The 17,841-nt window shown below is 72.7% G+C and carries 17 protein-coding genes, 1 pseudogene and 1 riboswitch; of the genes and pseudogenes, 13 read left to right on the forward strand and 5 right to left on the reverse strand.

Annotated features, from left to right (window positions below; translation table 11 throughout):
* Nucleotides 1-103: 103 nt before the first annotated feature.
* On the reverse strand, nucleotides 104-1,642 hold the full coding sequence (locus AB0G84_RS31995; protein WP_361328651.1) for an MFS transporter: 1,539 nt from the start codon (nucleotides 1,640-1,642) through the stop codon (nucleotides 104-106).
* A gap of 346 nt (nucleotides 1,643-1,988) precedes the next feature.
* Between AB0G84_RS31995 and AB0G84_RS32000 the strand changes: the two genes are divergently transcribed.
* Together AB0G84_RS32000 and AB0G84_RS32005 are read left to right on the forward strand one after the other, a co-directional pair.
* The gene (locus AB0G84_RS32000; protein ID WP_361328654.1) at nucleotides 1,989-2,495 is read left to right on the forward strand and encodes a hypothetical protein; all 507 of its coding nucleotides are present in this window, start codon (nucleotides 1,989-1,991) and stop codon (nucleotides 2,493-2,495) included.
* Nucleotides 2,495-3,778, forward strand: a complete 1,284-nt coding sequence (locus AB0G84_RS32005; RefSeq protein WP_361328657.1) for a HAMP domain-containing sensor histidine kinase — start codon at nucleotides 2,495-2,497, stop codon at nucleotides 3,776-3,778. Before AB0G84_RS32000 ends, AB0G84_RS32005 begins: the two co-directional genes overlap by 1 nt.
* On the opposite strand, the gene bcp is transcribed toward AB0G84_RS32005, so the two are convergent.
* Nucleotides 3,759-4,226, reverse strand: a complete 468-nt coding sequence (gene bcp, locus AB0G84_RS32010) for a thioredoxin-dependent thiol peroxidase (protein ID WP_361328660.1) — start codon at nucleotides 4,224-4,226, stop codon at nucleotides 3,759-3,761. The genes AB0G84_RS32005 and bcp overlap by 20 nt on opposite strands.
* Before the next feature lie 176 nt (nucleotides 4,227-4,402).
* Between bcp and AB0G84_RS32015 the strand changes: the two genes are divergently transcribed.
* The 3 genes from AB0G84_RS32015 (at nucleotide 4,403) to sugE (ending at nucleotide 5,678) form a co-directional block, all read left to right on the forward strand.
* Nucleotides 4,403-4,720 carry a DUF3618 domain-containing protein gene (locus AB0G84_RS32015; protein ID WP_361328739.1) on the forward strand — a complete coding sequence of 106 codons (318 nt, stop codon included), beginning with the start codon at nucleotides 4,403-4,405 and terminating at the stop codon, nucleotides 4,718-4,720.
* Between the two features lie 142 nt (nucleotides 4,721-4,862).
* Nucleotides 4,863-5,165, forward strand: a complete 303-nt coding sequence (locus AB0G84_RS32020) for a co-chaperone GroES (protein WP_361328741.1) — start codon at nucleotides 4,863-4,865, stop codon at nucleotides 5,163-5,165.
* Nucleotides 5,166-5,247: 82 nt separating this feature from the next.
* Nucleotides 5,248-5,317, forward strand: a riboswitch (guanidine-III (ykkC-III) riboswitch).
* 40 nt (nucleotides 5,318-5,357) lie between these two features.
* Nucleotides 5,358-5,678: a quaternary ammonium compound efflux SMR transporter SugE gene (gene sugE, locus AB0G84_RS32025; RefSeq protein ID WP_361328663.1), complete on the forward strand. Its 321-nt coding sequence runs from the start codon at nucleotides 5,358-5,360 to the stop codon at nucleotides 5,676-5,678.
* A 212-nt stretch (nucleotides 5,679-5,890) separates the two neighbouring features.
* On the opposite strand, the pseudogene AB0G84_RS32030 reads toward sugE, so the two are convergent.
* Nucleotides 5,891-6,754, reverse strand: a pseudogene (locus tag AB0G84_RS32030) (winged helix-turn-helix transcriptional regulator); the annotation flags it as partial.
* A 90-nt stretch (nucleotides 6,755-6,844) separates the two neighbouring features.
* Here AB0G84_RS32030 and AB0G84_RS32035 point away from each other — a divergent pair.
* Nucleotides 6,845-6,973: a hypothetical protein gene (locus tag AB0G84_RS32035; protein WP_361328666.1), complete on the forward strand. Its 129-nt coding sequence runs from the start codon at nucleotides 6,845-6,847 to the stop codon at nucleotides 6,971-6,973.
* Between the two features lie 19 nt (nucleotides 6,974-6,992).
* Complete coding sequence (locus AB0G84_RS32040; RefSeq protein ID WP_361328669.1) at nucleotides 6,993-7,847, forward strand: MOSC N-terminal beta barrel domain-containing protein; 855 nt, start codon at nucleotides 6,993-6,995, stop codon at nucleotides 7,845-7,847.
* 110 nt (nucleotides 7,848-7,957) lie between these two features.
* Here the strand turns inward: AB0G84_RS32040 and AB0G84_RS32045 are convergent, their stop codons facing one another.
* The gene (locus tag AB0G84_RS32045) at nucleotides 7,958-10,159 is read right to left on the reverse strand and encodes a transglycosylase domain-containing protein (protein ID WP_361328672.1); all 2,202 of its coding nucleotides are present in this window, start codon (nucleotides 10,157-10,159) and stop codon (nucleotides 7,958-7,960) included.
* Between the two features lie 318 nt (nucleotides 10,160-10,477).
* On the opposite strand from AB0G84_RS32045, the gene AB0G84_RS32050 reads away from it, so the two are divergent.
* From AB0G84_RS32050 to AB0G84_RS32065, 4 genes are all read left to right on the forward strand, one after another.
* A complete protein-coding gene (locus tag AB0G84_RS32050) occupies nucleotides 10,478-11,275 on the forward strand; it encodes an ABC-2 family transporter protein (protein WP_361328744.1) in 798 nt (265 codons plus the stop codon).
* A gap of 61 nt (nucleotides 11,276-11,336) precedes the next feature.
* A complete protein-coding gene (locus tag AB0G84_RS32055; protein WP_361328747.1) occupies nucleotides 11,337-12,101 on the forward strand; it encodes an ABC transporter permease in 765 nt (254 codons plus the stop codon).
* A 38-nt stretch (nucleotides 12,102-12,139) separates the two neighbouring features.
* Nucleotides 12,140-13,144, forward strand: a complete 1,005-nt coding sequence (locus AB0G84_RS32060; protein ID WP_361328675.1) for an ATP-binding cassette domain-containing protein — start codon at nucleotides 12,140-12,142, stop codon at nucleotides 13,142-13,144.
* Between the two features lie 39 nt (nucleotides 13,145-13,183).
* A complete protein-coding gene (locus tag AB0G84_RS32065) occupies nucleotides 13,184-13,882 on the forward strand; it encodes a DUF1707 domain-containing protein (RefSeq protein ID WP_361328678.1) in 699 nt (232 codons plus the stop codon).
* An 81-nt stretch (nucleotides 13,883-13,963) separates the two neighbouring features.
* Here the strand turns inward: AB0G84_RS32065 and AB0G84_RS32070 are convergent, their stop codons facing one another.
* Nucleotides 13,964-15,274 (reverse strand): SGNH/GDSL hydrolase family protein, encoded by a 1,311-nt coding sequence (locus AB0G84_RS32070; protein WP_361328681.1) that lies wholly within the window; start codon nucleotides 15,272-15,274, stop codon nucleotides 13,964-13,966.
* Between the two features lie 295 nt (nucleotides 15,275-15,569).
* Here AB0G84_RS32070 and AB0G84_RS32075 point away from each other — a divergent pair, with 295 nt between their 5' ends.
* Both AB0G84_RS32075 and AB0G84_RS32080 read left to right on the forward strand, forming a co-directional pair.
* A complete protein-coding gene (locus AB0G84_RS32075) occupies nucleotides 15,570-16,964 on the forward strand; it encodes a DUF445 domain-containing protein (RefSeq protein WP_361328750.1) in 1,395 nt (464 codons plus the stop codon).
* A 72-nt stretch (nucleotides 16,965-17,036) separates the two neighbouring features.
* Nucleotides 17,037-17,816 (forward strand): class E sortase, encoded by a 780-nt coding sequence (locus AB0G84_RS32080; protein WP_361328684.1) that lies wholly within the window; start codon nucleotides 17,037-17,039, stop codon nucleotides 17,814-17,816.
* Nucleotides 17,817-17,841 lie beyond the last annotated feature (25 nt).

Consider the following 17,841-nt stretch of genomic DNA (forward strand, 5'->3'; position numbering starts at 1 on the left):
AACGCGGAGGCGGTCACGGTGGGGAGGGGCAGGGGAGCGGAGGGGCGAGGAAAGGGCCTCGGGGAAGATGCCCCGAGGCCCCAGGTGTGACAGGGAGCGCAGGTCAGAAGCGCGGTTCCGGTGTCTGGGCGGTGATGAGTTCGACGGCCTCTTCCGGGGTGGCCACCGAGGGCGGGGAGCCTTCCAGGGGCTGCTGGGCGGTCTCCTTCATGCAGGCGACGGCGATGACGCCGACCAGGGCGGCGCCCATCGTGTAGTAGGCGGGCACCATGACGTTCTCGTCGAAGACGTCCATCAGGGCGGTGATCACCAGGGGGGTGGTGCCGCCGAAGAGGGAGACGGCCAGGTTGTAGCCGATGGAGAGGGAGCCGTAGCGGACGCTGGTGGGGAAGAGGGCCGGGAGGGCGGCGGACATGGTGCCCAGGAGGCAGACCAGGGAGAGGCCGAGGAGGGCCATACCGGCGCAGACGGCGGCCAGGGAGCCCTGCTTGACGAGGAGGAAGGACGGGACCGCCAGCAGGAAGAAGCCGAGCATGCCGGCCATCAGTAGCGGCTTGCGGCCGTAGCGGTCGTTGAGCCGTCCGACGCTGCTGATGACGCACATCAGCACGATCATGGTGCCGAGGAGGATCAGCAGCCCGTGGGACTCCTCGTAGTGGAGGGTGTCCGTGAGGTACGTCGGCATGTACGACAGCAGCATGTAGTCGGTGATGTTGTACGCGCCGACCAGGGCGATGCACAGGATCAGGGTGGGCCACTGCTGGGCGAAGATCTCGCTCAGCTTCTTCTTCGGGGCGTTCTCGGAGAGGTGGGAGAACTCCGCCTCGGTCTCCACGACGGAGCCGGCGGCGCCGTGGGTGTGCGCGGCCTCGAGCTTCTGGAACGCGGGCGTCTCGTCGAGCTTGATCCGCAGGTAGAGACCGACCAGGCCGAGGGGGCCGGCGATCAGGAACGGCAGCCGCCAGCCCCAGGCGAGCATGGCGTCGGAGTCGACGGTGGTGTTGAGGAGCAGGACGATGCCGGCCGCGCCCGTGTAGCCGATGAGGGTGCCCATCTCCAGGAAGCTGCCGAAGAATCCGCGCTTCTTGTCCGGGGCGTACTCGGCGATGAAGGTCGAGGCGCCGCCGTACTCGCCGCCGGTGGAGAAGCCCTGGACGAGGCGGAAGGCGATCAGCAGGACCGGTGACCAGAATCCGATGGTGGCGTAGGAGGGGATCAGGCCGATGCAGAAGGTGCCCAGTGCCATCATGATCATGGTGAGGGCGAGGACCTTCTTGCGGCCGATGCGGTCGCCGAGGGGGCCGAAGTAGGCGCCGCCCAGGGGCCGTACGAGGAAGGCCACGGCGAAGGTGGCGAAGGACGACAGCAGGCTGGTGGTGTCGCTGCCGCCGGGGAAGAAGACCTTGCCGATGGTGACCGCGAGGTAGCTGTAGATCCCGAAGTCGAACCACTCCATGGCGTTGCCGAGGGCGGCGGCCTTCACCGCGCGCTTGACGACGCGTTCGTCGGTCACGGTGATGTCGGTGCGCCGGAGTTTGGGGTTCTTGCGCCGGGCGACCGCACGGAAGAGCACCCGGTGGCGCTTGAGCGCGTCCCGGTCCTGGTCAGGAGCGAGGTGGGTGGGGGTGCTGCCGTTCGACACCAGGCGGTCCTCTCGGTCGGCGCGGGCGGTGCGCGTCGCGTGGGGGGATGACGGATACGACAGGTACGCCTGCGCGTTCGCGCGGGAGTCAAACCACGTTCGGCCACACCAATCTGGCCGGATTCGGAGAAGTGCGTCACCTGGGGCTGCGCCGTATGGAGCAGGGTGGCGGGCGGGAAACCAGAGGCGCTACCGGCCTTGTTACAGGACTGGTACAAATCCGCGCGGTCACTGCAGTATTCGGGCAATCAGCCTGTGTGGCGGGGACGGGAGAGTGGCAACGCCGGGCGCGGCATTCGTGTTTGCTGGTGGGGGTACGGGGCCCGGTCCCCGGGAGGAGATCGTGATGACGGACCGCGAAGGGTTCCGCTGGCCGCGGGGGCGTACCGTGCTGGTGGCCTTTGTCGTGGTGACGGTGCTGGCGGCGGGCGGGGTGTGGTTCGGTCAGGCAGCCGACCGCGCGTCGGCGGTGGACGCGGCGCCGAAGACCTCCGCAGTGCAGGACGTCAAGGAGGACGCCCAGCACGTCGACGGCCTGCCGGGGGTGCGGGACTGCGGGAAGGGCAAGCCCGAGATCAAGCCCCAGGTGATCACGCTGACCTGCGCCGACGCGGGGATGGTGGCGACCGCCCTCACATGGCAGAAGTACGGGACGCGGGACGCCCTGGGGGTGGGTGTGGTGCAGGTGGAGAAGAGCGGGGCCGGCGCGGGGACGGATACGGGCTTCCCGGCGACGTTCCGGCTCTACGGGCCGAAGCCGGTCGACGGCGGGCTGACGTTCACGGGCCTGGAGGTGACGTACAAGGGCTCGACGCCGCTCGGGGACACGACGGAGATGTACAGCCTCGCGTGATGGGTATTCGAGGCCGGATCGCCCTGGCCATTTCGTGTATGACGGCGCTGGCCGTGGTGGTGCTCGGGTTCGCCGTGCACCACATAGCCGATGCGGAACGGGAGCGCTCGGCGCGGGCGTACCAGGACGACCGGCTGAGTTCGGCGCTGCAGATCTACGAGCGGGACGGCACGCTGGCGCTGGGCGCCAAGCTGGACGATGCGACGCTGCCGTCGCCGCTGCGCGAGGCGGTGTTCAAGAACCGCTCGGGGACGTATGTGAGCGGTGGTGAGGACCCGCGGGTGTGGGCGGCGACCGGGGTCGGGGACGGCGGGGAGAGCCGTCCGGCGCGGTCACTGTCGGTGTCGGCGGCGTATCCGGACGACGATCCGGCGCAGGTCGCGCTGGACCGGGCGCTGCTGATCGCCGGGTGCGGCACGGTGGCGCTGATGGCCGTGGTGTCGTGGTTCGTCTCGCAGCGGCTCTCGCGGCGGCTGCGGCTGAGCGCGGCGGCGGCGCGGCGGATCGCGGCGGGGGACCCGCCGGACGCCGAGGCGCTGGCCAGCAACGGGCGGGACGAGGTGGCCGAGCTGGGCCGCAGTGTGTTCCACATGGCGACGTCGCTGGCGGCGCGGGTGCAGGCGGAGCGGGAGTTCACCGCGGACGTGGCGCACGAGCTGCGGACGCCGGTGGCCGGTCTGGTGGCGGCGGCCGAACTGCTGCCGCAGCCGCGGGCGGTGGAGCTGGTGCGGGACCGGGCGCAGGCGATGCGGCGGTTGGTGGAGGACCTGCTGGAGGTGTCGCGGCTGGACGCGGGGGTGGAGCGGGCGGACCTGGACGCCTGTGAGCTGCCGTCGCTGGTGCGCGGGATCGTGCAGCGGGCGGCGCGGCAGCGGGGGGTCGACGAGGCCGACGAGGTGTCGGTGACCGTGGAGGGCGAGCCGCGGATCGTGGAGACCGACCGGCGCCGGGTGGAGCGGGTGCTGGTGAACCTGCTGGCGAACGCGGCCAAGCACGGCCGGCCGCCGATCGAGGTGGTGGTGGCCGGGTCGCGGATCGTGGTGCGGGACCACGGGCCGGGCTATCCGGCGGAGCTGTGTGCGGAGGGCCCGCGGAGGTTCCGTACGGCGGCGCCGGAGCGGGGTACCGGGCACGGGCTGGGGCTGACGATCGCGGCGGGGCAGGCGGAGGTGCTGGGGGCCCGGCTGGACTTCGGCGCCGCCGCGGAGGGCGGCGCCGAGGCCGTGCTGGAGCTGCCGGACGTGGCGTTGCCCGAGCTGGTGGCTACAGCCCCAGGTCCTTGATGATCTTGGCGACATGGCCGGTGGCCTTGACGTTGTAGAGGGCGCGCTCGACCTTGCCGTCCTCGTCGACGATGACGGTGGAGCGGATGACGCCGGTGACGGTCTTGCCGTAGAGCTTCTTCTCGCCGAAGGCGCCGTAGGCCGCAAGGACGGCCTTGTCGGGGTCGGCGAGCAGGGTGACCTTGAGGTCCTCCTTCTCCCGGAACTTGTCGAGCTTCTCCGGCTTGTCGGGGGAGATGCCGATGACGTCGTAGCCGTGGCCGGCCAGGAAGTCGAGGTTGTCGGTGAAGTCGCAGGCCTGCTTGGTGCAGCCGGGGGTCAGGGCGGCCGGGTAGAAGTAGACGATGACCTTGCGGCCCCGGTGGTCGGCGAGCGAGACCTGCTTGCCGTCCGCGTCGGACAGGGTGAAGGCGGGGGCGGTCTCGCCGGGCTGCAGTCGCTCGCTCATGGCTCTCCTCTGGTGGATCGGTACGCCCCCGACACTAGCCAGCCGGGGCGGACGGCGGCGCCGGGGGAGCCGGCGGGGCGCCTCGGGCGCGCGAAACGGGGGTGCTGTGGGGCGCTGGCGCGGGTGAGCTGACAGACTGTCCATCACGAATGGCGCGAGACGACGGAGGCAGCGCGGTGGCGGAGGCCAGGACCCCGGCGCAGATCGAGGCGGACATCGTCCGCAGGCGGCAGGAGCTCGCCGTCACGCTCGACGAGATCGGTGTGCGGCTGCACCCGCAGACGATCATCGGTGAGGCGAAGGCGAAGGCGGCACAGGCCGTGGACCGGACGGCGGGGCGGGCCTATGTGACCGTCAACCGCGCCGTGTCGGACGTGCGGGCGCAGCTGGTGTCGGAGGACGGCACCCCGCGGCTGGAGCGGATCGTTCCGGTGGCCATGATCGGTGTGGCGGTGGTCGGTCTGCTGACGCTGCGGGCCCGGCGCCGGAGCTGACCGGAGGGCGCGGGCCGGCTGTGGGACGGATGCGGTGCGGCCCGGCCGGGCCCGTGGTGCGTGGTGTGCGCGCCCGGGCAGGTACGGTCATGCCGTGAGCCCGAATAACACCAAGGACACCCACGACAAGCTGCCGATCCGGATGCTGCACGACCGCGTGCTGGTCCGGACGGACATCCCCGAGGGCGAGCGGCGCTCGTCCGGGGGCATCGTCATCCCTGCGACCGCGGCCGTCGGCCGCCGCCTGGCCTGGGCCGAGGTGGTCGCGATCGGGCAGAACGTGCGCACCGTCGAGGTGGGGGACCGGGTGCTGTACGACCCCGAGGACCGGGCCGAGGTCGAGGTGCGCGGGGTGGCTTACGTCCTGATGCGGGAGCGGGATCTGCACGCGGTGGCCGCGGAGCGGCTGGAGGGCGCGGAGGACTCGACCGGCCTGTACCTGTAGCGGGGCGCGTCTCCCCGGCCGGGTCCGCGGGGCCCGGAGGTTCCTCCTGTGGCGGGTGGTGACTGCGGTCACCGCCCGCCACGCTGCGTTTTGCTAGCCTCGGACCCACCCGACGAGACGCGCCGTACCGGGTCAGGACAAGACGACGCACCCCTGTCGAAGCTCGTGGAGCGCTTGCGTGGAGGTGCCGTCATGGCGTGGGTGTTGCTGGTGATCGCCGGCCTGCTGGAGGTCGGCTGGTCGATCGGGATGAAGTACACCGAGGGGTTCACCCGGCTGTGGCCCAGTGTGTTCACCGGCGCGGGCATCGTCGTCAGCATGCTGCTGCTCTCGTACGCGGCCCGGAGCCTGCCGATCGGTACCGCTTACGGGGTGTGGGTCGGCATCGGTGCGGCCGGTGCCGCGGTGGTCGGGATGGTGGTGCTGGGCGAGCCGGCCACGGCGGCCCGGATCTTCTTCGTCTGTCTGCTGCTGGTGGCGGTGGTGGGGCTGAAGGCGACCTCCGGTCACTGACGCGGGCCCCGGCCCGCCGTGCCGTGCGCCGTCCGGTCGCCCGTCGTCCCGCTGCCCGCCGTCCCGTCGCCTGTCGTCCCGCCGTCCGTCGTCCCGCTGTCCGCCGTCCCGTCGCCTGTCGTCCCGCCATCCGTCGTCCCGCCATCCGTCGTCCCGCCGTCCGTCGTCCCGCCGTCCGTCGTCCCGCCGTCCGCCGGCCGGTCGGCGGTGTCGGCGAGGGCGAGGGTGTGTGCGACGGCGGCGGGGATGTCGGTGAGGGGGAAGAGGGTGTGGCGCACGGTGCGGTCCGGTCCGACGACGAGGATCAGCCGTTTGATGCGCAGGTTCTGCCCGGCGCGGAAGGTGGGCAGGCGCAGTGCGGCGGTCAGTTGGAGCTGCGCGTCCGACAGCAGGGGGAAGGGCAAATCCTCGGCCCGGGCGAAGGCTGCTTGCTCCTGAGGCGACTGGGTGCTGACGCCGTGGACGGCGATGCCCGCGGCACGGAACGCCGGCCACGCCTCCCGGAATTGGCGGTTCTCCAGTGTGCACCCCGGGCCTCCCGGAACCTGCGGTCCGGTGAGGCCGGCCGGGATGCCGGGCACGCCGGTGGCGGGGAAGGCGAAGAGGACGGTCGCCCGGGCCCCGTCGGCGACGGGGTCGTGCTCCCGGCCGTCGGTACCCGGCAGCCGCAGGTCGGCGGGGACGGGTTCGCCGGTGAGCGCCGCGACCCGACGCGACTCGGCTCCGTTGTCGGGGGCGTGGCCGGTGAGCGTGCCGTCGCCCAGCAGCCAGCGGTCGGCCCAGTCCTGGAGCGACACCAAGACGGGTACCAGTCCGCGGCCCTGGTCGGTCAGCACGTACTCGTAGCGGGGCGGGCGCTCCTGGTAGAGGCGGCGCTCCAGGACGTGGTGCTCGGTCAGGTCGCGCAGCCGTTGGGCGAGGACCTTGCGGGAGACGGCCAGTTCCGCGGCGAGCCGGTCGAAGCGCACGTGCCCGCGCGCGATCTCGCGGAGCACCAGCAGGCTCCACCAGTCGCCCACCACCGCGGCGGCCTGCGCGATGCCGCAGGCGTCGTCCGCGGTACGCCGTGGACTCATCGTCACTCTCCAGAAACCGGTTGACAGGCCGTCACGCGACCCTAGTAGGTTTCCTTTCGGAACTGAATGAGTATCGAAAGGGAACCCACCATGCCGTTAGGGACCTGGAAGGCCGTCGAGGACTACGTCAGCTGCCTCGTCGTGGAGGAGGTCAGCACCCTGCAGACCGTCGGCGCCAAGAGCTCCGACGGTTTACCCCTCGCCCTTGTCACGGCTTGATCGCACAGGAAGGCACGCCATGGCCCGCGTCGCCGCACTGACCTGCTACCCCATCAAGGGCTGCGCCGGGACTCCGATGGAGCAGGCGCGGCTGACGCCCGCCGGCATCGCCCACGACCGCAGCTTCATGGTCGTCAGCCGGGAGGGCGTCTTCCGCACCCAGCGCCGGGACCCCCGGCTGGCCCTGATCCGCCCCGCCGTTAGTCCCGACGGCCGACGGCTCACGCTCCGCGCCCCGGGAGCGGACGCACTCGCCGTGCGGGTGGACACCGCGGGCCGCCGGCGGACCGTGGACCTGTTCGGCGCCGCCTACCAGGGCATCGACCAGGGCGATCCGGCAGCCGCCTGGCTCTCGGAGGTACTGGGCGCCCCCAGTCGCCTGGTGCGGGTGCCGCCCGAGCACGACCGGGTCACCGACGGCCGGACACCGGGCACCTCCGGCTACGCCGACAGCTGCGCCCTGCACGTCCTTTCGCACTCCACCCTCCGCCTGCTCGATCAGAAGCTGGCCGAGCAGGGCGCGCCGCCGGTGCCGATGAACCGCTTCCGCCCGAACATCGTGGTCGACGGCTGGGACGAGCCGCACACCGAGGACCGCACCCACCGCCTCACGATCGGCGACGCCGATCTGGGATACGCGAAACTCGCCATCCGCTGCGCCGTCACCCTGGTCGACCAGGAGACCGCGGAACGCGCCGGACGGGAACCGCTGCGCACCCTGGCCACCTACCGGCGGGCGGCCGAGGGCGGGGTCGCCTTCGGCACCAAGCTCGCCGTGCTCCGCCCCGGCACCGTGTCCGTCGGCGACGAGGTGACCGTCACCGCATGGGGCGCCTCCGAGCTGCGCGCCGCCCCGGAGCCGCAGGCCCGCTGAAGGAAGGCGCCCCCGGAGTCCCTGGAGTGCCCGGAGTCCCTGGAGTCCCTGGAGTCCCCAGCGCCCCGACGCCCCCGCGGGCTCGCCGCCCTGTTCCCGGACGAAGCGGTCTAGAACCACCACCGGGAGCGCAGCCCCCGGTCCAGGCCATCGCCTCCCGGGCCGGTGGTGGGGAAGTCCGGGGTGGGCGCGGTGGTCGGCGGGGTCCAGGTCGGGAAGGTGGGGGAGGGCGGCGTGGGGGCCGGCGGGGTCGGTGCGCCGGTGGTCGGCGCGGGCCGGGTGGCGGAGCCGGAGGGGCCGGGGGTCGGCGAGTCGGAGTCGTCGGGCGAGGCCGAGGTGCTGTCGGAGGGGTCCGGGGACGGCGAGGCCTCGGCGCCCGCCTGGAGGTGCAGGCTGAAGTCGCGCACCGGGCGTCCGCTCAGCGCCGCCGCCGTGTAGTCGGCCCAGATCTCGGCGGGGAAGTCACCGCCGTTAACCCGGGACAGGCCCGCCGCGCCGTACAGCGGCTCCTGTGCGGCGCTGTCGGGGTTCTGGCCCAGTACGGCGACGACGGTGGCGAGGTCGGGCGTGTAGCCGGCGAACCAGGCGGCCTTGTCGTCCTCGGCGGTGCCGGTCTTGCCGGCCGCGGGCCGGCCGGCGCCCTGGGCGGCGGTGCCGGTGCCGCCCTCGACGACGCCGCGCAGGATCGAGGTGGTGGTGTCGGCGGCCTCCCGCGTCAGGGCGGCGGTCCGCTCCCGCTCGGGGAGTTCGACCTCCTCGTCGCTGTGGGTGACCTTGTCGACCAGGGTGTACGGCCGCAGGCTGCCGTGCTGGGCGAGGGTGGCGTAGGCCTGTGCCATGTCCAGCACGCTGGGGGTGGCGGTGCCCAGCGAGATCGCGCCTTGGGAGGAGGCCAGGCCCGGGGTGTCGGCGGGGATGCCCAGCGCCACGGCGGTGGCCTTGACCTTGGCGGGGCCCACGTCGATGCCCATCTGGGCGTAGACGGCGTTGACGGACTTGTCGGTGGCCTCGGTGACGGTGATCGGCCCGTAGGAGCGGTCGTCCTCGTTGGCGGGGGCGAAGCCGGTGGAGTGGCCGTGACTGACCGTCATCCGTTTGTTGGTGCCGTCGTAGACGGTCTGCGGGGTGATGTCGGCGCCGTCCTGGGTGGTGGAGCGGTGCTCGACCGCGGAGGCGAAGACGATCGGCTTGAAGGTGGAGCCGACCTGGTAGTCGCTGCGGGTGGCGCCGTTGACGTACTGCTTGGCGTAGTCGATGCCGCCGTAGAGGGCGACGACCCGGCCGTTGCGGGGGTCGATGGAGGCGCCGCCGGCCCGGACGTTGCGGTCGACGGGGCGGGAGTCGTCGAGGCGGTCCATCAGGCGGGTGTGGACGGCCTTGACGAAGGCGTTCTGCCGCCGCTTGCTGATCGTCGTGGTGATGCGGTAGCCGCCGGTCCGCAGGGTGTCCTCGTCGAGGATCCGGTGGTCGCGCAGGTAGTCCTTGACCGCCTCGACGAGGTAGCCGCGCTGGCCGGACAGGCCGGGGGAGGCCTTGGCGGCCCGCGGCACCGGGAAGCGCATGGCGGCCCGTTCGGCGGGGGTGAGCCACTTCTGCTTGACCATGCCGTCCAGGACGTAGTTCCAGCGGCCCAGCACCCGCGCCTTGTTGGCGGGGTGGGCGGCGACGTCGTAGGCGCTGGGGGCGTTGAGGAGGGCGGCGAGGTAGGCGCCCTGGGCGGTCGTCAGCTGCTCGGAGTTGCGGCCGTAGTAGGCCTGGGCGGCGGCCTGGATGCCGTAGGCGTTGCGGCCGTAGTAGCTGGAGTTGAGGTAGCCCAGCAGGATGTTGTCCTTGCTGACCTCGCGGTCCAGCTTGATGGCGATGAAGAACTCCTTGGCCTTGCGGGTGAGGGTCTGTTCCTGGCCGAGGTAGTAGTTCTTGACGTACTGCTGGGTGATGGTGGAGCCGGACTGCTTGCCCTTGCCGGTGACGGTGTTCCAGGCGGCGCGGACCATCGCTGCGGGGTCCACCGCGGACTCGGTGTAGAAGTCGCGGTCCTCCGCGGCGAGCACCGCCTGTTGGACCTTCTTGGGGATCTGGCTGAGCCGGACGTTCTGCCGGTTGACCTCGCCGTCGCGGGCCAGCTCCGAGCCGTCGGAGTAGAGGTAGACGTTGCTCTGGGCCTTGGCGGCGCTGTTGGCGGGCGGGATGTCCACGAGGAGGTAGCCGGCGCACAGCGCGCCGATGACGAGCAGCAGGAACAGCAGCACGGTGCCGAGCATCGTGCGCCAGCTGGGGAGGGCCCGGCGCCAGCCAGTGCGTGGTCCGCTCATGTCGGTATGGACTCCTCGACCGCCGCCGAAGGTTGTACTCCGGCGGAGGATTGGTGCCGTCTTGGGGGGTTCGCGCCGTACGCCGGAAAAGCAACCGTCGCCCGTTGGGAAACTTTCGCATCATCTGCCCCGTCCGGCCGCGTCGGCGCGCACCCGGTGCCGCCTCGCGCGCGGCTGAATGGCGCCCCGGCTCACCCGAAGCGGTGATAAATCGATGGTGCCCGCCGCGCCTGCGACTTAGGCTCCGGTTCTTTGCCGTACGGCACGGCAACACACAGACCGGGCAGGGCAGGACAGGACGGGGCGGGGGTGCGTGGCATGTGGTGTGTGGCGGTGGCGGTCGGCAGCTTCCGGCGGTACGCCACCTATCGGGTGGCCACCGCGGCCGGGGTGTTCACCAACACCGTCTTCGGCTTCATCATCGCGTACACCTACCTCGCCCTGTGGGCCGAGCGGCCGCACCTGGGCGGCTACGACCAGGCGCAGGCGCTGACCTACGCCTGGACCGGGCAGGCGCTGCTGGCGGCCTCGGCGCTGATGGCCGGCGGGGGCCTGGACGAGCTGCAGGAGCGGATCCGCACCGGCGACGTCGTGGTGGACCTCTACCGCCCCGCGGACCTGCAACTGTGGTGGCTCTCCGCCGAGCTGGGGCGGGCCGGCCTGCAGCTGATCGGCCGCGGGGTGGTGCCGCTGGCGGTGGGCGCGCTGTGCTTCCCGCTGGCGCTGCCGGGCAACGCGGCGACCTGGGGCTTCTTCCTGCTCTCGGTGCTGCTGGGGGTGGTGGTCAGCTTCGCCCTGCGGTACCTGGTGGCGCTGGCCGCGTTCTGGCTGCTGGACGGCTCGGGGCTGGCCCTGATCGCCGGTCTGGCCGCCATGTTCCTGTCGGGGATGCTGCTGCCGCTGCGGGTCTTCCCCGGCGGCCTCGGCGAGGTCGTCCAGCTGCTGCCGTGGGCCGCGGTCCTGCAGGTGCCGGCCGATGTGCTGTTGGGGGCGCGCAGCGGCGGGGGGCTGGTGCGGGGGCTGCTGTTCCAGGCGGGGTGGGGCGTGGCGCTGCTGGCGCTGGGCCGGGTGGTGCAGTCCGCGGCGACCCGCAAGGTGGTGGTGCACGGTGGCTAGGGCCCTGGCCGGCGAGGGCCGGGCGGCAAGGGGGCTCGTCGCGTACGGGCTGATCGTGCGGATGTGGATCCGGTCGACACTGGCCTACCGGGCGTCGTTCGTGATGCTGACGGTCGGCAACTTCGCGGCCAGCGCCCTGGACTTCGTCGCGATCATGCTGATGTTCTCCCAGATCGACGTCCTCGGCGGGTTCACGCTGCCCGAAGTGGCCTTCCTGTACGGCACGTCCGGGGCGGCGCTGGGCCTGGCGGACCTGCTGCTGGGCAGCGTGGAGCGGCTGGGCCGGCGGGTGCGCGACGGCACCTTGGACACCCTGCTGGTGCGGCCCGTCCCGGTCTACGTGCAGCTCGCCGCGGACCGCTTCGCGCTGCGTCGGACCGGCCGGATCCTCCAGGCGCTGCTGGTCCTGGCCTGGTGCCTGCCCCAGCTGGACGTGGTGTGGACGCCGGGTCGGGTGCTGATGGTGCCGCTGATGGTGCTGTGCGGTGCGGCCATCTTCGGGGCGGTGTTCACCGTCGGTGCCGCCTTCCAGTTCTGGGCGCAGGACGCGGCCGAGGTGCAGAACTCCTTCACCTACGGCGGCAATGCGCTGTTGCAGTACCCGCCCACGGTGTTCGCCAGGGACCTGGTGCGCGGGGTGACCTTCCTCGTCCCGCTGGCCTTCGTCAACTGGCTGCCCGCGCTGCGGCTGCTGGGCCGGCCGGACCCGTTGGGGCTGCCGGGATGGGTGGACTTCCTGGGGCCGGCGGTGGCGGCGCTGATGTGCACGGGGGCCGCGCTGGCCTGGCGGGCCGGGCTGCGGGCCTACCGCAGCACCGGGAGTTGACGGAGTGCCCCGAGTGGGACGACGGACGGAGGCGTGCGGTGGGTGGTGACGGGGCCGCGGCGGAGCGGCTGATCGAGGTGGACGGCGTCGAGAAGGTCTTCACGGTGCGCCGCAAGGCGGGCCGGCTGCGGCGGGTCCGTACGGAGGTCCGGGCGGTGGACGGCATCAGCTTCCAGGTGCCGCGCGGGGAGATGGTGGGCTACATCGGGCCGAACGGTGCCGGGAAGTCCACCACCATCAAGATGCTGACCGGCATCCTCACGCCCAGCGGCGGCCGGCTGCGGGTGGCCGGCACCGACCCCGCGCGGGAGCGGACCCGGCTCGCCCGCCGGATCGGGGTGGTCTTCGGGCAGCGCACCACGCTGTGGTGGGACCTGCCGCTGCGGGACTCCTACGAGCTGGTGCGCCGGATGTACCGGATCCCCGACGCCGTCTTCCGTGCCAACCTCGACCGCTGTGTGGAACTGCTGGGCCTGGCGCCGCTGTTGGCCGTCCCGGTGCGCCAGCTCTCCCTGGGGCAGCGGATGCGCGGCGACATCGCGGCGGCGCTGCTGCACGACCCCGAGGTGCTCTACCTGGACGAGCCCACCATCGGGCTCGATGTGATCAGCAAGGCGAAGGTCCGGGAGTTCCTGCGCGAGGTGAACGCCGAGCGGGGCACCACGGTCCTGCTGACCACGCACGACCTGACCGACATCGAGCAGCTGTGCCGCCGGGTGATGGTCATCGACCACGGCCGCCTGGTCTACGACGGCGGCCTCGACGGTCTGCGGGCGGCCGGCGACGGTGAGCGGACGCTGGTGGTGGACCTGGAGCGCGCACTGCCGCCGATCGAGGGCGTTCCGGGCGCCCGGACGGTGAAGGTCGAGGGCCCGCGCCAGTGGCTGGCCTTCCCCGCCGGCCGGAGCGCGGCGCCGCTGGTCGCCGCGGTCGCCGCGCGCTATCCGCTGGTGGACCTGTCGGTGCGGGAGCCGGACATCGAGGACGTCATCGCCCGGCTGTACGCCGGCGGCGACCGTCAACACCCGCCCGTACGGGGCTGATTCGGCGGCAGCGCGGACTTCAGGCCCTAATCTGTTGGTATGACTGAAGACCTCCCCGACTTGCGGGCCTCCGACACCGATCGCGAGCGGGTCGCCGAGATCCTCCGGGACGCCCTGGCGGAGGGCCGGCTGGCGATGGAGGAGTTCGACGAGCGCCTCGAAGCGGCCTACACGGCGCGTACGTACCGGGAGTTGGAGCCGCTGACCGCGGATCTGCCGGCGGCCGCGTCGGGTGCCCCGGCCGCGGCGCCGGTGTCGCTGCGCAAGGACGGTGCGCCGGCCACGGCGTGGTCCGAGCGGATCGTCACCGGCGCCGAGGGCTCCTCGGTGGGCATCGGCATCATGGGCGGCTTCCAGCGCAAGGGCCGCTGGACGATCGGGCGCCGCTTCACCGCCGTCGGCATCATGGGCGGCGGCGAACTCGACCTGCGTGAGGCCGCCTTCGCCGGGCCGGAGATCGTCATCACCTGCTGGGCGGTGATGGGCGGGGTGGGCATCGTGGTGCCGCCGGGCGTGGAGGTCGACGTCCGCGGGGTGGGCATCATGGGCGGCTTCGACTCCCGTGAGGAGGGGGTCCCCGGCGAGCCCGGTGCGCCCCGGGTGATCGTCCGGGGCCTGGCTTTGATGGGCGGCGTCGGCGTCGAGCGGAAGCTCCCCAGGGAGGAGCAGCGCCGCCTGAAGGAGGAGCAGCGCCGCCTGAAGCGCGAACGGCGCGAAGCGCGCCGGGAACTGGACTGAGCGGGCTTCGTGCCGGGGGCCGGGGCTTGGCCCGGCGTCCCCGTCAGCCGCCGCCTCCCCGGGCCGGCGGCGGTGACGGCGTTACAGGGCCGCCGGCGCGGACTGCCGCAGGTGGTCGAGGTTGAGTGCGTTGGCCATGGCCAGGTAGCCCTCGTCGCTGGGGTGGAGGTGGTCGCCGGAGTCGTAGGCGGGGCGCAGCCGGACCGGGGCGGCGGGGTCGCGCAGCGCCTTGTCGAAGTCGACGACCTCGTCGTAGACCGAGCCGGAGCGGATGATGCGGTTGACCTTCTCCCGGACCGCGTTCATCTGGTCGGAGTAGCCGCGGTGGCCCCCGAACGGCGTAAGGGTGGAGCCGGTGACCCGCAGCCCGCGGGCGTGCGCCTCCTGGACGATCTGCCGCATCCCGGCGACGATCTTCTCCGGGTCCCACTGCCGCGGCGTCTTGAACAGGTCGTTGAGGCCGATCTCCACGACCACCGCCTTCACGCCCGTACGGGACAGCGCGTCGCGGTCGAGCCGGGACAGCACGCTGGGGCCGTTGTTCGGGGAGAACCGGCTGCCGTTGACCAGCAGGCGGTTGCCGCTGATGCCCTGGTTGAGGACGCCGTAGCGGGGCGCACCGGGTTCGTTGCGCAGCCGCGCCGCGAGGAAGTCCGTCCAGCGGTGGTTGGCGCCGGCGGTGGAGGTGATGCCGTCGGTGATCGAGTCGCCGATTGCCACGACCGAGCCCTGTGCCTCGGTGCTCCAGACGTCCACGCCGGTCAGGTAGCGCCAGTACGGGCTCTGCTCGGTGTAGGCGGCCCCGGTGGCGTCCTCGGCGCGGTCGCCGCGCGCCAGGTACGAGGTCTGCCGGGCGTAGGGGTGGTAGGTGGCCGGGCCCGAGGGGGACGGGGAGTACATGGTGACCAGGAGGTCCGCGTCGCCGGGGACCTTCAGCCGGGCCGGGTCGCTGGTGACCGCGCCGCCCGCGGGGATGGTCACCGCGGGCTTGCCGCCGAAGGTCAGCCGGCGCATAGTGCCGTCCGCCGCGGTGGGGTTGCTGGGGGCCGCGGCCAGGGCCAGTGTGGCGTGGCTGACCACCAGGGGGCGGGTGCCGTAGAGGTTGGAGAGCTGGATGCGGGCCCCGGAGCCGCCGACGCTGGTGTGCACGACGTTGCGTATCGACATCCCGGTGTACCCGTCCAGGGTGCCGGGCTCGGCCGCCGCGGCGGCGGCCGACCAGGTGCCGACCCACTGTCCGGAGACCGCGGGCGCCGCGGGGTCGCGCGGTTTGTGCGGGGAACTGCCGAGCCCGCCGCCCTCGCCGCCGAAGCCGACGAATATCGCGGTCGAGATCAGCACCACCACTGCCGCCAGACCGGCGAGCAGGGTGTAGCCCACACTTTTCTTCATGCGGGAGGGGTCTCCTGGGTGAAGTGGAGCGCCAGGCTCCGGGCGGGCAAGGGCAGCGGATGATCAGCGGCACCGTTGCGGTCCGATCGGTCCTCCATGATCCCACGGACCTCCGGAGGGCCGCCCGGCGCCCCGTTCGATACCACCATGGCAGGGACGTGGGGAACTCCTAACGGGTTCCGGGAGTAGGTCACAGTGGGACATGGGGACATACAGCCGGACGGACCGGTGTCCGTACGTACGGCGCACGATAGGCCGTACGGCTGACGGGGGCACGCTGGGAGCGGTGGAGCGGATGGAACGTACGGAGCGCAGGGACGGCACGGGAGCGGGCGGCCCGGGAGCGGACGGGGCGCCGGAGCGCGGGCGGCGTCCCGCGTCGGGCGGTGCCCCGGGGGCGGTCCTGGAGCAGGCGGCGCCCGGTGGCGGGGTGTCCTACGGCGCGGCCGACGCGGAGCGGCGGCGCGCGGTACGCCGGATGAAGGCGCTGGCCACCGGCATGCTGCTGGCCGTGGCGCTGGTCTACGCGCTGGCGAAGTGGGCCGGCAACGTCGGGGCGGGCGGCTGGACCGGGTTCGTCGCGGCGGCGGCGGAGGCCGGGATGGTCGGTGCGCTGGCCGACTGGTTCGCGGTCACCGCGCTGTTCAAGCGGCCGATGGGCCTCCCGATCCCGCACACCGCCATCATTCCCACCAAAAAGGACCAATTGGGGCAGAGTCTGGGAGAATTCGTCGGGGAGAACTTCCTCTCCGCCGAGGTGGTGCGCCGCCGGCTGCGCTCGGTCGGCATCGGCCGGCGGCTGGGCGGCTGGCTCGCCGAGCCCAGGAACGCCGACCGGGTCACCGCCGAGCTGTCCACCGCCCTGCGCGGCGCGCTGACCGTGCTGCGCGACTCCGACGTTCAGGCGGTGGTCGGCGAGGCGATCACCCGCCGCGCACACGCCCAGGAGATCGCGCCCGGGATCGGCGCGATGCTGCAGAAGGTCGTGGCCGAGGGCGGCCACCGGCGGATGGTCGACCTGGTCGTCGCCCGCGCCCACGACTGGCTGGTCGAGCACGGCGACTCCGTGATGGCGGCGGTCTCCGGCGGCGCCCCCGGCTGGACCCCGCGGTTCGTCGACCGCAAGGTGGGCGACCGGGTCTACAAGGAGCTGCTGCGCTTCGTCACCGAGATGCGGGACATGCCCGAGCACCCGGCGCGCGGCGCCGTCGACCGCTTCCTGCGGGACTTCGCCACCGACCTGCAGTCCGACCCGGACACCCGGGCCCGCGTCGAGCACCTGAAGACCGAGGTGCTGGACCGCGGTGAGGTGCAGGACCTGATCGCCTCCGCCTGGGGCGCGGTCCGCGCGATGATCGTCGCCGCCGCCGAGGACGAGCGCAGCGAACTGCGGCTGCGGGTACGGGCGGCGCTGCTGTCCCTGGGCCGGCGGCTGTCGGACGAGGAGCGGCTCCAGGGCAAGGTCGACCGCTGGCTGGAGGGCGCGGCCGTCTATGTGGTGACGACCTATCAGAGCGAGATCACCTCGCTGATCACCGACACCGTCGCCGGCTGGGACGCCGAGCAGACCTCGCGGAAGATCGAGGCGCACATCGGCCGTGACCTGCAGTTCATCCGCATCAACGGCACGGTCGTCGGCGCACTGGCCGGCCTTGCCATCTACACCGTCTCGCAGGCCCTCGGCGGCTGACCCGGCGCCGGTGGCGGTGCTGGCCCGGTACCGCCTCTGGCGGTCCTCGCCCCCAGGGCCTACGGTGCGCCCGTGCGGGAGCGGATACCGGTAGTCGTACAGCGGCGGCGCACCCGCCGCCCGTCCGCCGCGCGGGCGCTGTGGACGGTCGCGGAGCTGGCCGTGACGCTCGGCGCGGTCCTGCTGCTGCTCGTGGTGCACCAGCTGTGGTGGACCAACCGTCAGGCGCAGCACGCGGCACGGGACGAGGTGGCGCAGATGGAGCGGCAGTGGCGGGACACCGGGCCGCCCGGCGGCGCCGCCTCCCCCGGGCCCGACGATCCGGCCGTCCGGCCCGGCACCGGCCGCTCCCCGTCCGGCTCCGGGCGGGCAGCGCCCCACCGGGCCGCACCGCCCGCACCGGACCGGGCGTACGCCGTCCTGCGCATCCCCCGGCTCGGCGTGGCCGCCCCGATCGCCGAGGGCACCGGCAAGGCCGCGGTCCTCAACAAGGGCTATGTGGGCCACTATCCGCACACCGCACAGCCCGGCCGGGCGGGCAACGTGGGGCTGGCCGGGCACCGCAACACCCACGGGGAGCCGTTCCGCCACCTCGACCGGCTGCGGCCCGGCGACACCGTCCTGATCGACACCGCCGACGCCCGGTACACCTACGCCGTCCTGCGCACCCTGCCGGGGACCACCCCGGGCGACGGCACCGTCCTGGCCGCCCTCCCTTACAGCACCGTGCACCCCGCCTACCGCTTCACCGCGCCCGCCGCCTATCTGACGCTGACGACCTGTACGCCCGCCTACACCTCCACCTACCGGCTGGTGGTCTGGGGCGTGTTGCGGTCGACACACCGGCGGTGACCGGGGCCATGTGTCGCCTAGGCTC

It is taken from the genome of Streptomyces sp. NPDC020742, from assembly GCF_040641675.1.
Classification (GTDB): domain Bacteria; phylum Actinomycetota; class Actinomycetes; order Streptomycetales; family Streptomycetaceae; genus Streptomyces.